Below are 16,397 nucleotides of genomic sequence, written 5' to 3'. Positions count from 1 at the left end.
GAACGCCGCCTTTGCCCAAACGGTCGAGCGCATCTCAATCTAACATTCTCCTATTGATCGTTATGCATTTCCGATTAAACGGTCATACTCAGCATAAGCTGTCGCCATATCGACCTGAGACCAGAAACGGTGATATACAAAAGTCGGCAGTCCGTTTTCCCATTTGCCCGTATTCGGATTCCACGAGGTCTGATATTTATTTTCCAAATAAGGCCACTTCGGATCGTTTTTAATTTTCGGCCGGAGCTCCGCATGACTGATATAGACGCCGTTACCGCCTTTTGCCGGATCAGACGGTACAGTGTTGGAACCAGGGATGGTATTGCCCTGCCCGTTTCTGCCGCTCCAGCCATTCGGAAAGTAGATTTCCTTCGTAAAGTAGCGGATATAATCTTCATGTTCTTCCTCTGCTGCGATACCGATTCCGTCATTTTTACTCCATGCTGCATCAAGCAGTTCTTTTGCCAGATTTTTGGCTTTGTTTCCAAGGGCGGTAAAGCCGCCGGTTTCGGCTTTTGTTCCGGCTGCAAAGAAGACAAGCGTTTTAATATAGCTGCCGAGAACGCCGACATCTTGAGAAGGATTCTTCGTCGTGACATGCAGTCCCGGATTTCCGGTAAATGAATCAAATCCCTTCCACGGATCAGGCCGGCCGCTCCATTCAAGGTTTGCCGGAATCCAAAACTCGCCTGGGTCGGATTGTACGGCGATCTGCGGGTTTTGGCCGCCAAGGACGCGTTCGCCCGCATCATTTAAATAATAGCCTTCTTCATCAGTAACAGGCCGTTTGCCCACAAACACATAATCAAGTGAATATGCGATCCATTTTTCAATCACATGCTTTGCCATTTGGAAGTTTTCAGACGATTTGTCACCTTTCTCTGCGAAAATATAATACAGTTCCGCCACCCTTTCCAGCGGCCAGACTTGCATCCCGAACCAATTGTTAGAAGGCGGATCGTGATATACAGGCGCTTCTGTGTAGGCCATTCCGTAAAATGTGCTGACATTCTGCGGATATGCGCTGTAGCTGCCGTTCCAGCTGTTCGTGGCGCCGCCGGCAACAGCTCCTTCAGAAGATAAAAGCCACGTATACAGCTCAAGCTGCCTTTTCAGCGCCGTCTCCCAGTCGCTGCGTGCTGAAGGCGAGTTCGGAATCAGACCGCCTTCAGGTGCAGAGAGCGCATAAGATGCGACTGGGTTTTGATAGCCTTGATGCACATGGCTTGCACCGATCCGCCATGCCCAGTTCGCATATTGCCCTAATCCGCCTCCCCAAGCGGTATACCATGCCATTAAAAAATGGCACGAGTTTTTTCCGGAGCCGCGGGAAGGCGATCCGCCGGCGGCGCTTCCAATCTGCTGAAAGTATTTGTCGTACATGCCGTAGCGGAGAAAATCCCCCATCTTTTTGGCTTTCTCCAAGTACTTTGTGTTGCTGTAGCCCCATCGTCTGGCCCAGAACATCGCCTGAACGGCGCGGGCATCTGCATCCGTTGCATTCGTATAACGCCATTGCGGTGCTGGAGCTTGATTTTCTTTTGTAAACAGGCTCATGAAACCTTCATTCGGTTTTCCAAACGTCTGATTATCCTGAGACGGATGCGGAACCGTTTCCCAAACGGATTCCTGTTCGCCCCGCTGGTAAGTGTTTACATAAGCGGCGGTGTGCGATGGGTTCAGCAGGTTCCCGAATCCATACCAGTTGTCGACGTCAAGCAGCCAGTGCATTAAATACGTTTCATTGCTTCCGTATGTGGATCTAAGTTCTCCGTCAAGCGGATCGTTTCCGGCCGGATATTGTCCGGTCAGAGCCGAAGGATAAAGATCAGGGTAACGGTGTTCTGCGGCATATGTGGCAGGGCTTGAGGGGTTATAGTAGCTCATTGTAGGCTGTTCTTCGTTTCCATCGCCTTCATTGACCGGGATAATATATTTCTCCATATTGTCCCAGGCGGCTTCTAGCTTTGACCAGTCCTGTGTGTACCGGCCATACATCGCTTCAAGCCACAGCCAATAGCTGTATGCTTCAGATGTCGTCATATGACCGTAGTCGGGGGCCTCACATATGAGCGTTTCAACAGAATGATAGGGAATTCCTTCGGGTGAGAAATACCCGTTGTTCGGATTTTTAATTTGCTCATACAGCTGCATAAAACGTGTTTTATTGTCCATGATGTGTCCTCCTCTTGAAGTTGAATATCTAGTTAACCGGGCTCATGTCCGAAAACGAGCCGTCCATCATCATAAACAGGAATATACCGTGTCTTCAGAAGCGCATGTGACAGCCCTTGATAAGAGTGGTCATTTTCCGGGTTCCAAAAAGACGTTCCGTCTGGTGCCGAAAGGCGGAACTGCACTTCTTTTTTATGGGCGGATTGACCGCCTGGATAAATCAAAACCCCGGTGAAGCTGACTTCTGTATAGTAAATGTGCTTTGATGCATCATACGGCTTCAGCTGTGATACCGAGGCCCCTTCGTTATAGCCGGCTGTGACTTTTATATCTTCGGCGGAATACCCCGCTCCCACAGCTTCCGTCAAGTCAACGTAGTAGCGGAAAGACAATTGATCGGTTTTCTTTGCCGGCCATCCCGAACGGTTGTTGAGCTGCGCCCGGATTTCGGTATAGCTGTTTCCGGAGCTGTTGATTGATGCCTCTGCAAAATATTCGTCCTCAGGTATTTCCTTCTCCGGAAAGTCAGGCAACGGAACATGGCCTTTCCCGAACAGCTGAAACATTTTCGCTACGTTGCCGGTAAAAGCGGCATTATAATCGATCGCAACTTCGTTTGACACATAATCTGTTATATCATCTCGGTAGGAATCGTCCCTTCCCGGACCGCCGACTAATGCGCCATATAGGGTATGGCGATGGTTTTCAGGCACATTCATCTGATCGGCCCATGAACCGTGTGCTGTACGGTGATGCGGATGCTTCGGCGGATTTTTTCCGTATCCGACGACAAAGCTTCTCTGCTGCGGATTATCCCCGAGCATATACTGCATTTGCCGGACAGCAAAATCCCGATATCTATTTGCTTTTTCTGTATCGTCCACCCAATCGGAATAAACGAAAGCGAGAAAAGCGGCATTCGAAGCGTATCGCAATGCTCCCCACTGCTCAAGCCATGCCAGCCCACCTGGTGTATAAGTGATCCGCTCTGTGCTTCCATTACTTTTGTAACCTGTCGACCAATAATCAAGATTGCGTTCGACAGATGCGGTAAAACGGGAATCGTTCGTCAGACGAGCGAGCAGCAGCTGTGCTCCGTAAGTGACGTCATCCCACGAAAGCGTCCAGCGGTAAGGCCAGCTTGCGGGATCACCCCAATCCGAGACCGAAGCAAGCGCTTTATCCAAATATTGTTGTTCGTCTGTTGCCAAGTAGAGCCAGACAGCTCCCCATGTCAGTTCATCTTTATACCCGCTCCACGAATTATAATATTGCTGTGCGTCTGTAATGCAGTCTGAATATTTGCCGCGGTAGCGGTCGGCAAAATCATACAATTGCTTGGCATGGGCCAGTAATTTTTCAGAGTAAGAAGAATCTGTCGGCTTGAAAATGATTGATGCGGATGCTAGCGCTGCTGCTGTACCACCGGCAAGGTCTGACCCCGGACAGCTGGCATCGATCTTATAGGCAGGGCGCTCCATCGGCATTACTTCGGCCGGCCCCCACCATGCATGGTCTTGAGCGCCATTTCCGACTTGGCCCCACAATTCATAAGGAGCTGTATGGGCTTTAAGAAAGTAGTCTGTCGCCCATTTAATATTGCCCAGCGCCGCATCAAGCTGACCCGATTCTTTGTAGGCATCTCGGTACTCATAGACCGACCATGACAAGATTGCGGCAGAATAAGCCATCGGCAGACCGAACTTCACATGGTCGCCGGCATCATACCACCCTCCCGTTAAATCGAGCCCGACGTCTTTTCCGTCCTCAAGCCCGGAGTCTCCTCTCCAATTCAGCCGGCTGTTTTCCGGAAGTCTTCCCGAGCGCTGTGCTTCATAAAATAACAAAGACTTTTGCACCAGTTCAGCATAATTATGAGGATATTCTTCAGCAGAAGCCGCACGGGTCTTTTCTGAAAACGACGCTATGCTCATGGAGAAGATCACTAAAAAAGCCAAACAAAGCGCTTTCATTTTAAAAAAAGCTTTCTGTTTCACGTACTGCTTCCTCCCCATCATGTTCTTTAAGATCAAGCAACCCCATCTGTCTACATCATACTCACCTCCTTTTAGATTTACCGGCGAACAAAGCAAGGGCAAAGTTGAAAAATCGAAGAAATGCACATTAAATCAGCACACGGCTGCAAGCGAGGAATTTGAAAAGCAACTTAGTTTATTTATGCAATAAACTAAGTTGTGAGAATAAAAATCAAATAGACAATACATTCTAAAATCAATGTTATATTTTGGAAATTCTAACATTAATGTTTATTTATTGTCAACAGATCTGACAGCCCTTTATTTTTTTGGAATCATTTCCTCCGGCATTTGGCATCTAATCCTGAAAACGATCTTTATGCTGTAAAACATATAAAAAAACTGCCTGCTTTAAGCAGGCAGTTTCTAGAACAATGACAGCTGGTTCTGATCTGGAAGCGACTCGAGACAGCCGTGGCGCTCCAAGTATTCCATGATCGTTTTTGACACCTTGCCTCTTTTTTGCAAATCTTCTTTTGAAAGAAATTCGCCTTCTTCTCTCGCTTTGACAATATTCAAGGCGGCGTTTGTTCCAAGCCCCGGTATTGAATTAAACGGCGGAATCAAGCTGTTGCCGTCAATGATGAATTCGGAAGCGCTCGATCTGTATAAGTCGACTTTTTGGAAAGAGAAGCCCCTTTCGCACATTTCAAGCGCCAGCTCAAGCACTGTGAGCAAACTTTTCTCTTTCGGAGAAGCGTCAAGACCTTTAGAATTGATGTCATCCATGACGGCTCTGATCGCTGTCGACCCTTTGATCATCGTTTCGATGTCAAAGTCGTCGGCCCGCACCGTAAAGTATGCTGCGTAGTAGAGCAGCGGATGATGGACTTTAAAATAAGCGATTCTGACCGCCATCAATACATATGCCGCAGCGTGGGCTTTCGGGAACATGTATTTGATTTTTTTGCAGGAATCGATATACCAGTCCGGAACATTATTATTCTTCATTTCTTCTTCCCACTCAGGTGTCAGTCCCTTCCCTTTACGGACAAATTCCATAATCTTGAAGGCTAGGGATGGCTCAAGCCCCTGGTAGATTAAGTACACCATAATGTCATCACGGCAGCCGATTACTTCGCTCAGTTCACAAATATTGTTGTGAATCAGCTCCTGCGCGTTGCCGAGCCATACGTCCGTACCGTGTGACAAGCCGGAAATCTGAACGAGTTCGGAAAATGTCGTCGGCTTGGTGTCCTCAAGCATCTGTCTGACAAAGCGGGTTCCGAATTCAGGAATGCCAAGTGTACCGGTTTTACAGCCGATCTGCTCCTCGGTTACCCCTAAAGACTCTGTCCCTTGGAAAATTTTCATCACTTCAGGATCATCGGTCGGAATCGTCTTCGGATCAATCCCGCTCAGATCCTGGAGCATACGGATGACCGTCGGATCATCGTGTCCGAGAATATCAAGTTTCAGCAAGTTGTCGTGGATGGAATGAAAGTCAAAGTGCGTCGTCTTCCATTCGGAATCGGTGGCATCCGCCGGAAACTGGATTGGTGAAAAGTCGTAAATATCCATATAATCAGGCACAACGATGATTCCGCCCGGGTGCTGTCCTGTCGTCCGCTTGACGCCTGTACAGCCTTGGACAAGGCGGTCGATTTCCGCCCCGCGCATATGCAAATTGTTATCGTTAGCATACCCTTTAACATACCCGTAAGCCGTTTTTTCGGCGACTGTGCCGATCGTTCCCGCACGGTAGACGTTATCCTCTCCGAACAGGACTTTCGTATAGTTGTGGGCGTGCGGCTGATATTCGCCTGAGAAGTTCAAGTCGATATCAGGGACCTTGTCCCCTTTAAATCCCAGGAACGTCTCAAACGGAATGTCGTGGCCGTCTTTTCGGTAGGCCGCTCCGCACTTCGGACAGTCTTTGTCAGGCAAATCAAATCCCGAACCGACCGATCCGTCGTTGAAAAACTCAGAATGGCGGCAATCCGGACAGACGTAATGCGGCGGCAGCGGGTTAACCTCGGTAATTTCCGTCAATGTTGCGACAAGGGAAGAACCGACAGATCCCCTTGAACCGACGAGATAGCCGTCATCAAGGGAGCGTTTTACAAGCTTATGAGAGATCAGATAGATGACGGCGAATCCATGGCCGATAATGCTTTTCAGCTCTTTTTCGATCCGCTTTTCGACGATTTCGGGCAGGTCGTCGCCGTAAATGCTTCTTGCTTTCTCATAGCTCATGCGGCGGATTTCGTCATCTGCGCCTTCGATCTTCGGTGTGTAAAGATCGTCTTTGATCGGCTTGATCTCATCGATTCGCTCGCTGATCATGCGGGTGTTCTTGACAACGATTTCTTTCGCTTTTTCCTCACCCAAAAATGAAAAGGCTTCAAGCATTTCATCAGTCGAACGGAAATGAACGTTCGGCAGCTCGTGCCTGTTGAGCGGATTTGCGCCGCCTTGCGAGGAAACCAGAATCTTCCGGTAAATTTTGTCCTCAGGGTTCAAGTAATGGACATTTCCTGTTGCTACTACTGGAATATTCAGCTTCTCGCCGAGCTTAGTGATGTTGGCGATGATTTCTTTTAACGCTTTTTCATCCCTGACGAGTTCAAGCTGGAGCAGGTGCCGGTAGACTTCAGGCGGCATGACTTCAAGGTAGTCATAAAATGAAGCGATGTCTTCGACTTCTTCCGGCGATTTCTGCATCATGCCTTCGAATACTTCGCCTTTGTCGCACGCCGAACCGATTAAAAGACCTTCTCTGTACTTTTCAAGCTGTGACCTTGGGATCCTCGGTACCCTGTAAAAATAATGGATATGCGACAGCGAAACGAGTTTGAAAAGGTTTTTCAAGCCTGTCTCATTGACCGCCAAAAGGGTTGCGTGATATGGCCTTGAACGCTGATAGGCATTGGACTGCCCCATATTTTCATTCAGCTGATCGTGGTACAGTATATTTTTTTCGGCCGCGTCTTTCAGCATTTTCACAAGGAGATAGCCCGTCGCTTCGGTATCATAAATCGCCCTGTGGTGCTGGGTGAGCTCGATGTCAAACTTTTTACAAAGCGTATTCAGCCTATGGTTTTTAAATTCCGGATAAAGAAAACGGCCCAGCTCAAGTGTGTCAATGACCGGGTTCTGCACTTTCTCCGAATTCAGCAGGCGCTTATAGGCGACATTGATGAAGCCGATGTCAAAGCTTGCATTGTGAGCGACAAGCGTGTGATCTCCGACCCATTCTTTAAAATCTCGGATGACCTCTTCGGCTTCAGGCGCATCTTTCAGCATATCATCGGTAATCCCCGTCAGCTCGATGATCGTAGCCGATAAAGGGCGATGCGGGTTGGCAAACCTTTCAAAGCGTTCGATGATTTCCCCGCCCTTTACTTTTACGGCGGCCAGCTCGATGATTGTATCATAGACGGCCGATAGCCCCGTCGTCTCGACGTCAAACACGACATATGTTTCCTCTTCAAGCAGACGGTGTACGGGATTGTAGGCAATCGGCACGCCGTCGTCGACGAGGTTGGCTTCAAGTCCGTAGATCATTTTCACGCCATGCTTTTTGCTTGCCGCGAATGCATCAGGAAACGATTGGACAACAGCGTGGTCAGTGAGCGCGATAGCCGGATGCCCCCATTTTTTCGCCTGTTCGACAAGCTTGCCGATGCTTGATACGGCATCCATCTGGCTCATCGGTGAATGGAGGTGGAGCTCGACTCGTTTTTCGTCCTCAGGTGCTGTATCCTCACGGGTTTTCCCTTTGAATTCATTGACATCGTTGGCGATCATCACCAAATCGCGGACGAACGTATCGTTTTGTATGCTTCCTCTCGCCTTTACCCACATTCCTTTTTTCAGGGACTTCATCAAAACGGCGTCCTCTTTTTCGCGCGCGAACATTTTGACGAGAATGCTGTTTGTATAGTCGGTTATTTTAAAGATGCAAAGTGTTCTGCCGCTTTTCAGCTCTCTTGTTTCAGCGTCGAATACATAGCCTTGCACCGTAATTCTCCGCTCTTCATCCATAATGCTGTCAAGCGTTCTGATCTCTTCAGAGTCTTTAATCTGGTAGCCGATCTGAAGAGGGCCTGACGGCGCTTCATCGTCTTGGGCTTCCTTATCCTGCTTTTCCATTTCGATTAAAGCCTGAAGGGCTCTCTCTTGATCCTCGGCCATTTTTTGCTCTCTGAATTTCTGAATCTCTTGATCTGACACAAAGATTTCTGTGTCGAGCTGGAGCTCAGGAAAACCGAATGTGCGGTAGCTTGACTGGATGAGCGAGCTGTATTTCTTTTTTAAAGCGGATGCTTCTGTATCTGTTTTCGTTTTAAGCAGGATTTTGTTCCCCGTAAGCTTGGGCTTTTGGTCGTTCAAAAGCGTCAAAATCGGCGGAGAAATACCATCGAGTTCTTGGATGCAGCGCGTCCAGTAATCCTGAACAAGCTGCTCATCAACCGAAGGGTTTTCCGCCTCGATGGAACAGGTGACCTGGGCGATATGGGAAAAGGTGCGGGTCAGCTGGCTGTGAAACCGTTCGAAGATTTGATAAGGCAGCACATTTTTCAGTTTAAAGTGAAAGTGCCATGTCTTCTTGTTTTTATGAACGGTCAGCTTTATGATTTGTCCGCCTTCAAGGTGGCGGATCATCGTATCTTCCGTTACATTCAGCTGCTGCAGAAGAATTTGAAACTGTCTTCTGTTGACAGAAAGCTGGTCTTCCAAGACAGATTCCTCCCTAAAAGAAAATCATAATTGAAGGTACCTTGGGACGATGCCCGAGGTACCTTCCTTTACTCTAGTTTAACATGCTTAAGAGTGAGAAGATAAGCTCTTGACTTGTTTTTCGATGAAGTCCGGAAGCTCATCAGCAGCGACTTCAAAGGATTCTCCGGTTTTGCGGATCTTCACTTCAACAACGCCTTCATCAGCTCTCTTTCCGACCGTGATGCGGATCGGCAGACCGATCAAATCGGAATCTGCAAATTTAACGCCGGCCCGTTCGGCACGGTCATCAAACAGTACGTCATAACCGTTCGCTTTAAATTCTTCATACAGCTTTTCGGCAAGCTGAACTTGCGCGTCATTTTTCATATTAAGCGCGAGGATATGCAGGTCATACGGCGTCACTTCCAGCGGCCAGATCAAGCCTTTATCGTCATGATGCTGCTCAACGATGGCAGAAAGCGTCCGGGAAATCCCGATTCCATAGCAGCCCATCAGCATCGGCTGAGCGCGTCCGTTTTCATCAAGGTATGTTGCGTCCATCGCTTCAGAATAGCGGGTGCCGAGCTTAAAGACTTGTCCGACTTCGATTCCTTTTGCAAAACGGATCGTTCCGTTTCCATCCGGTGAAGGGTCTCCTTCCTGGATAAAGCGGAGATCGGCGAATGTTACATTGTGCACATCCCGGCTGATATTCACGTTTTGATAATGGTAATCTGTTTTATTCGCTCCTGCTGCTGCGTTTGCCATCGCCTTCACAGCAAAGTCTGCAAAGATTTCGATTTCGCGGTCGAGTCCAACCGGTCCGACAAAACCGGGCTCAGTACCTGTTATCTCAGCAACCTCTTCGGCGCTCGCGAATTCGATCGTTTCTGCTTGAAGCAGGTTCTTCACCTTAACATCGTTGACTTCATGATCCCCTCTCGTCAACACGAGGACAAAACGTCCGTCTGCTTTCATCAGCATTGATTTCATGCAGTCTGACGGGGATATGCCAAGAAATGCGGCAACTTCTTCGATCGTTTTTACCGAAGGTGTGTGAACTTCCTGCAGCTCTTTCATTTCAGCCTGCCCGCCAGCATCGGTTTCTTTCACTTCAGCCATTTCGATGTTGGCAGCGTATGAAGACTGATCAGAGTACGCAATTGTATCTTCACCGACATCTGACAGTGCCATAAATTCATGGGTATCCTTTCCACCCATCGCGCCTGAATCTGCAATGACCGGTCTGAAATTCAGGCCGCAGCGCGTAAACACATTTGTATACGCCTGGTACATATCATTGTACGTTTCATCAAGGCTTTCGGCGGAGGAATGGAAGGAATACGCATCCTTCATGATGAATTCGCGGCCTCTCAATAGACCGAAGCGCGGGCGCTTTTCATCGCGGAATTTCGATTGAATCTGGTAAAGGGTCAGCGGAAGGCGCTTGTACGATTTCACTTCATCTCTGACGATGCTTGTGATGACCTCTTCGTGTGTCGCACCAAGGGCAAATTCACGGCCGTGGCGGTCTTTCAGCCTCATGAGCTCAGGACCGTACGTGTACCATCTTCCCGATTCCTGCCAAGTTTCCGCCTGCTGGAGTGCCGGCATCAGCATTTCGACGGCATTGATTTTCTCCATTTCTTCGCGGACAATGCTCTGGATTTTATGAATGACTTTATTGGCAAGAGGCATATAGCTGTATACGCCGCTTGTGTTTTGTCTGATAAACCCCGCTCTGAGAAGAAGCTGATGGCTTTTCGCTTCAGCATCAGCCGGCACTTCGCGGAGCGTAGGAATTAAAGTCCTGCTCTGTCTCATTCGTTCGCACCTCATTTGTTTCAGTTGGTTACTTTTTGAGTCGGGAACGGTGTCCCTAAAAAAGAGCCTTTTAAAAGGCTTGGCTGCACTTAAAAAAGGCAATTGGTTTTACAGAAATAAGCGCTGGATATCGTTCCATGTGACGACAAGCATTAAGAGCATCAAAAATGCGACGCCGATGAAGACGACAAACGCTTCTTTCTCGCGGTTGATCGGCTTTCCGCGGATCGCTTCAATAAACAGGAACAACAGTCTTCCGCCGTCCAGCGCAGGGATTGGCAGAAGGTTGACGATCCCGAGGTTGATGCTTAAAAATGCGGCCAGCTTCAGCAGGTTGATAACGCCTGTCTTAGCCACTTGGTCTGTCATGTCATAAATGCCGACAGGACCGGCCAGCATGTCGATTGAGAACTGTCCCGTAACGAGCTTTCCGAGATTGGTCACGATGCTCTGCGCAACTGTCGCCGTTTCGGTCGCACCGTAGGAAATCGATGTCAGGATTCCTGTTTTCACCGGGTTGTAAGCGCCGAATCTGCCAACGGTTTCATCCCCCGCCTTGACTGCTTCAGGTGTTACGTATTTCGTCAGCTTGACATTGTCGCGCATCACAACGATTTTCAGTTCTTTTTCAGGATGTTCTCTGACCGTGTTGACAATATCCGTCCACGACCTCATCTTCTCGCCGTTAATCGTTTGAATGCGGTCTCCTTCCTGGAGCCCTGCTTCCGTCGCCCGTCCGTTGTCTATCAACTTGCCAAGCACCGGCTCGTCAGACGGCACTCCCTGCATCAGTCCGAGCATCACGAGTATGACATAAGCCAAAATAAAGTTCATGATCGGTCCGGCCGCAATCGCTTTTATACGCTGCCAAACCGTTTTTGAATGGAATTGGCGGTTGTAAGGAGCGATCTGGACTTCTTCCCCGTCTACGATGAAAAAGGACGTTTCACTGACAGAAAATGAAGAGAGATGATCTTCATTGCCGTGCTCATAGCCCGTAATTCGCATCTGGTGCTCCAGATCGGCCTGCTCGACTTCGATGACCAATGCGTCGGGATACTTTTCTTTTTGGTTGATAATGATCTTTTCGACTTTGTTTTCGCTGTCGAACAACAGCCCGACCGTATAACCGGGCTTCACTTCAATCATCTCAGGATCTTCGCCGGCCATTCTGACAAAGCCGCCGATCGGAAGAAGCCTGATCGTATAAACGGTCTCATTTTTCTTAAACGAAAAGATTTTCGGACCGAAGCCGATAGCAAACTCCCGGCACAGTATTCCGGCTCTTTGAGCAAGGATGAGATGACCAAGCTCATGGAAAAATACGAGCGTTCCAAAAATAAGAATAAACGCGATCACAGTATTCACGAACATACCACCTTATGTGAGTAATGTTTGGACAAACTTTCTGGCGTCTTTGTCCACTTCACGGATCTCTTGAAGGCTCGGCTTTGCGATCACCTGATGGCGTTCCAAAGCTTTTTCGATGATGTCTTCAATTCCGAGAAAGGAAATCCTGCCCGAAAGAAATGCCGCAACGGCTTCCTCGTTGGCCGCGTTTAAAACAGTCGGCATTGTACCGCCTATTTTACCTGATTCATAAGCGAATTGTAAGCAGCGGAACCTTTCAAAATCAGCTTGGGCAAAATTCAGTTGTCCGACTTCCCAGAGTTCAAGGGATTTGGCCTCATCAAACGGCAGGCGTTCCGGATAGCTGAGCGCATATTGAATCGGCACTCTCATATCAGGTGTGCCAAGCTGAGCGATGACGCTTCGGTCGTGGAATTCCACCATTGAATGAATAATGCTTTCTTTGTGAAGGAGGACATCGATCTGGTCATAAGGCAGATCAAACAGCCAGTGCGCTTCAATGACCTCGAGCCCTTTATTCATCATTGTAGCCGAATCGACCGTGATTTTTGCACCCATCGACCAATTTGGGTGATTGAGGGCTTCTTCCACTGTGACGCCTTCAAGTTCCTGCCTTGTTCTGTCCCTGAAGCTGCCGCCTGATGCCGTGACGATCAGCCGTTTGATATGCTTCGGATTTTCCCCTTGAAGGGCCTGGAAAATCGCGGAATGTTCGCTGTCGACAGGCAGCAGCGGGACATCGTATTTTTGGGCGTGTTCTTTCACTATATGACCGGCTGTTACGAGAGTTTCCTTATTTGCAAGCGCAATTGTTTTTTTATGCTCCATCGCCTTTAAAGTCGGCAGAAGGCCGACGCTGCCGACGAGAGCGTTGACGACGATATCCGCTTCCGGGATAACGGCCGCTTCGATTAAAGCTTCCTCCCCGATCCCTGTGTTAAAGGTGTAGGAGAAAGAATGCTGTTTTAATGTTTCATATGTATGCTCATCCCCGACGCCTACATACTTCGGTTTAAAGGTTTCAATGATTTCTGCCGCTTTTTCGGCGTTTTTGCCGAAAGTCATGGCGGTCAGCCGAAACTTATCGTCATGCGCTTTGATCACATCAAGCGTCTGTTCTCCTATGGAGCCTGTCGCCCCCAATAGACATATGTTCTTCAAAATTGCCGCACCTCTGTTTCTTTCTAGCTATCAGTACCCTTTTCTATCATAGCCCGAACGGCTGAAAAAGAACAAGCAGGAAGTATAGAACCGGCATGACAAATAAAAAGCTGTCAAAGCGGTCCAGCATTCCGCCGTGTCCCGGGAGGATCCGGCCCGAGTCTTTCACCTGGTAATGCCTTTTGAAAGCAGACTCGGCCAAATCGCCAATCTGACCGACGATTGATAAAAGCACGGTAATGATCAGCACAAACAGATAAGCGTGCGGAAAACCTGTGGCAGCCTGATAAATCGCGGAAAAAACGACCGCTGTTAAAATTCCGCCCCAAAAGCCTTCAACCGTTTTGTTAGGACTGATTTCAGGCCAGAGCTTCCGCTTTCCAAACGCCTTTCCGATAAAATAAGCGCCGGAATCTGTCGACCAGACGACGCCGATCGCAAAAAAGACATAACTGAGTCCGATGTTTCTGATTTCAATAAAGTAATAAAACCCGAATCCGATATAAACTGCTGCGAGCGCCACGAATGCCGCTTCGTCAAAAGTAAACGAGTTTTTGCTGAGCACCGTATATGCCAAAAGCAAAAGGACGGCCAAAAAGACGACCTCCCCTTTGGTTATACCCAGCCCCGCGTTTTCCGCGTATTGGCTTGGATACAGCAAAACCGCCAAAAGCAGCAGGCTGATGATACCCGGAGCGCTGATAAGCTTCAGGCCTTTCATTCTTAAAAGTTCAAATAGAGCGAGTATACCTATTGCATAAACTAGCAGGGTGAACGGCAGCTCGCCGAAAATCACGAGCGGCAGAAAAACCGCTGCCGCGATCACACCCGTCAATATTCTCTGTTTCATCTGCACCATCCTCTAAATTCCGCCAAACCTTCTCCCGCGACGCTGATATTCTCCGATAGCCTGAAGCAAGTGAACCTCTTTAAAATCAGGCCACAATACATCGGTAAATAAAAATTCGCTGTAGGCAAGCTGCCAAAGCATGAAGTTGCTCAGCCTGATCTCGCCGCTTGTGCGAATCAGCAAATCAGGGTCCTGCAAAGCTTCTGTCATCAAATAATCGGAAAATAGCTTTTCGTCGATTTCCTCGGTATTCAATGTGCCTTTTTTCGCTTCTTCGGCAATTCTCTTTGCGGCTCTGACGATTTCTGCACGTCCCCCGTAATTCAATGCAAAATTAAGAATAAGTCCGTCATTGTTCTCCGTATCACGGATGGCTTTTTCAACCGCGCGGATCGTGTGGGGCGGCAGTCCTTCCCTATCGCCTGTCATGCGGACCCGGACATTTTCTTCGACCAGCTCCGGGAGATACGTTCCCAGAAACTCTTCAGGCAGCTTCATCAGAAAGTCAACCTCAAGCTTTGGACGCTTCCAATTTTCCGTCGAAAAGGCATACAGCGTCAACGCTTTGACACCGAGCTCATTGGCAAGCTTTGTCGTCTGTCTGACCACCTTCATGCCTTCGTGATGACCCGCGATGCGGGGCATCGCCCGTTTCTTTGCCCAACGGCCGTTTCCGTCCATAATAATGGCGATATGTTCAGGAATTTCTCCTTTTAAAATATTTTCTTTTGTGTAACATTCCATGTTGGAAGCAGCTGAATGCTGATTCTTCCAATTTTTGAGTATATTGAGCATGAGAGTCCTCCATCACCCAAAAGGTTGCTTTCCTGTTATATCGTTCTAGATAACAACAGTATTAACAAAAAAACCCCCTGTAAACATGAGAGGGTCTTTTCACTATTATCTATTGTACAGAGTTTTTCATTAAACTTCCATGATTTCTTTCTCTTTATCTTTTGTGATCTCATCAATTTTTGACACATATTCATCTGTCAGCTTTTGTACGTCTTCCGTTGAAGAGCGCAATTCATCCTCAGTCATTTCACCATTTTTCTCTAGTTTTTTCAGATCGTCATTCGCATCGCGGCGGATGTTGCGGACCGCGACTTTAGCATCTTCCGAATATTTTTTCACGAGCTTGGCAAGCTCTTTTCTGCGCTCCTCAGTTAGAGGAGGGATCGTGATCCGGATGATATTGCCGTCGTTTGACGGAGTTACGCCGAGGTCGGCTTTTTGAATCGCTTTTTCGATATCGCCGAGCGCCGTTTTGTCATATGGTGTGATGACGAGCATGCGCGCTTCAGGAACAGTAATGGACGCAATCTGGTTTAAAGGCGTTTGCGCTCCGTAGTACTCAACTGTCACTTTGTCCAGCAAAGACGGATTTGCACGTCCTGCACGGACAGTAGCCAATTCGCGCTGATAAGCGCCTATCGCTTTTTCCATCCGTTCTTTTGTTTCATTCATCACTTGAGTTGACACGTTATTTCCCCCTTACGATTGTACCGATTTGTTCGCCTAATACGGCTTTTTTAATATTTCCTTCTTCCATAATAGAAAAGACGATCAGCGGGATGTCGTTATCCATGCAAAGTGAAGAAGCGGTTGAATCCATGACAGCCAAACCGTCTTTTAACACATCGAGATAAGACAATTTTTCATATTTTACGGCTGTTTCGTCAGTTCTAGGATCGGCATTGTATACACCGTCGACATTATTTTTGGCCATTAAGATGACGTCGGCTTCGATTTCAGCCGCTCTGAGCGCTGCTGTCGTATCCGTTGAGAAGTATGGATTGCCTGTACCGGCAGCGAAGATGACGACGCGCTTCTTTTCAAGATGGCGAATCGCTTTTCTTCTTATGTATGGCTCAGCGACCTGCCGCATTTCGATGGATGTCTGAACTCTTGACTGAATCCCGAGCGTTTCAAGGCTGTCTTGCAGCGCAAGGGAATTCATGACCGTTGCAAGCATTCCCATGTAGTCCGCAGTTGCGCGGTCCATTCCGAGATCGCTGCCCGTTTTTCCGCGCCACAGATTGCCGCCGCCGACGACGACCGCCACTTCAACATCAAGCTCGGCAATTTCTTTCACCTGTTTGGCGATGGACTGGATCACGGTCGGGTTGATGCCGTTTCCCTGTTCACCCGCAAGGGCTTCTCCGCTAAGCTTTAATACGATACGATTATACTTTGGTTTTTCCATAATAACCTCCAAGTGCATGCTTGCCGTTATTTATTATGCAAGAGAAAAAAAGGTTTGTAAACTGTTTTAAAAATAGGGACACAAATTGTGTCCCCTATTCTCCTTGAAA

General features: G+C 48.2%; 10 protein-coding genes. All 10 read right to left on the bottom strand.

All coding sequences use genetic code 11. The annotated features are described in order from the left end of the window. Positions 1-60: 60 nt before the first annotated feature. A complete protein-coding gene (locus tag MKX80_RS09235) occupies positions 61-2,175 on the bottom strand; it encodes a glycoside hydrolase family 48 protein (protein ID WP_339228392.1) in 2,115 nt (704 codons plus the stop codon). A 32-nt stretch (positions 2,176-2,207) separates the two neighbouring features. Further along, positions 2,208-4,172, bottom strand: a complete 1,965-nt coding sequence (locus MKX80_RS09230) for a glycoside hydrolase family 9 protein (protein ID WP_154999847.1) — start codon at positions 4,170-4,172, stop codon at positions 2,208-2,210. Positions 4,173-4,577: 405 nt separating this feature from the next. Next, positions 4,578-8,894 (bottom strand): PolC-type DNA polymerase III, encoded by a 4,317-nt coding sequence (locus tag MKX80_RS09225; protein WP_268363421.1) that lies wholly within the window; start codon positions 8,892-8,894, stop codon positions 4,578-4,580. An 87-nt stretch (positions 8,895-8,981) separates the two neighbouring features. Continuing rightward, entirely contained in the window at positions 8,982-10,700 is a 1,719-nt protein-coding gene (locus tag MKX80_RS09220) for a proline--tRNA ligase (protein ID WP_216928908.1), read from the bottom strand. A 108-nt stretch (positions 10,701-10,808) separates the two neighbouring features. Further along, positions 10,809-12,074 (bottom strand): RIP metalloprotease RseP, encoded by a 1,266-nt coding sequence (rseP, locus tag MKX80_RS09215; RefSeq protein WP_154999844.1) that lies wholly within the window; start codon positions 12,072-12,074, stop codon positions 10,809-10,811. A gap of 6 nt (positions 12,075-12,080) precedes the next feature. Next, complete coding sequence (gene dxr, locus MKX80_RS09210; protein WP_154999843.1) at positions 12,081-13,232, bottom strand: 1-deoxy-D-xylulose-5-phosphate reductoisomerase; 1,152 nt, start codon at positions 13,230-13,232, stop codon at positions 12,081-12,083. 46 nt (positions 13,233-13,278) lie between these two features. Next, positions 13,279-14,082, bottom strand: coding sequence for a phosphatidate cytidylyltransferase (locus tag MKX80_RS09205; RefSeq protein WP_043926394.1), 804 nt, complete (start codon positions 14,080-14,082; stop codon positions 13,279-13,281). 12 nt (positions 14,083-14,094) lie between these two features. Further along, positions 14,095-14,877, bottom strand: a complete 783-nt coding sequence (locus MKX80_RS09200; RefSeq protein ID WP_154999842.1) for an isoprenyl transferase — start codon at positions 14,875-14,877, stop codon at positions 14,095-14,097. Positions 14,878-15,006: 129 nt separating this feature from the next. Further along, on the bottom strand, positions 15,007-15,564 hold the full coding sequence (gene frr / locus MKX80_RS09195) for a ribosome recycling factor (RefSeq protein WP_154999841.1): 558 nt from the start codon (positions 15,562-15,564) through the stop codon (positions 15,007-15,009). Between the two features lies 1 nt (position 15,565). Next, a complete protein-coding gene (gene pyrH, locus MKX80_RS09190; protein ID WP_020451416.1) occupies positions 15,566-16,288 on the bottom strand; it encodes a UMP kinase in 723 nt (240 codons plus the stop codon). Positions 16,289-16,397: the final 109 nt, after the last annotated feature.

The organism is Bacillus sp. FSL K6-0972 (genome assembly GCF_037976035.1).
In the GTDB taxonomy this organism is placed as follows: Bacteria; Bacillota; Bacilli; order Bacillales; family Bacillaceae; genus Bacillus; species Bacillus haynesii.
Note: the sequence above shows the minus strand (reverse complement) of the source record. Positions and strands in the feature narration are given on the sequence as shown.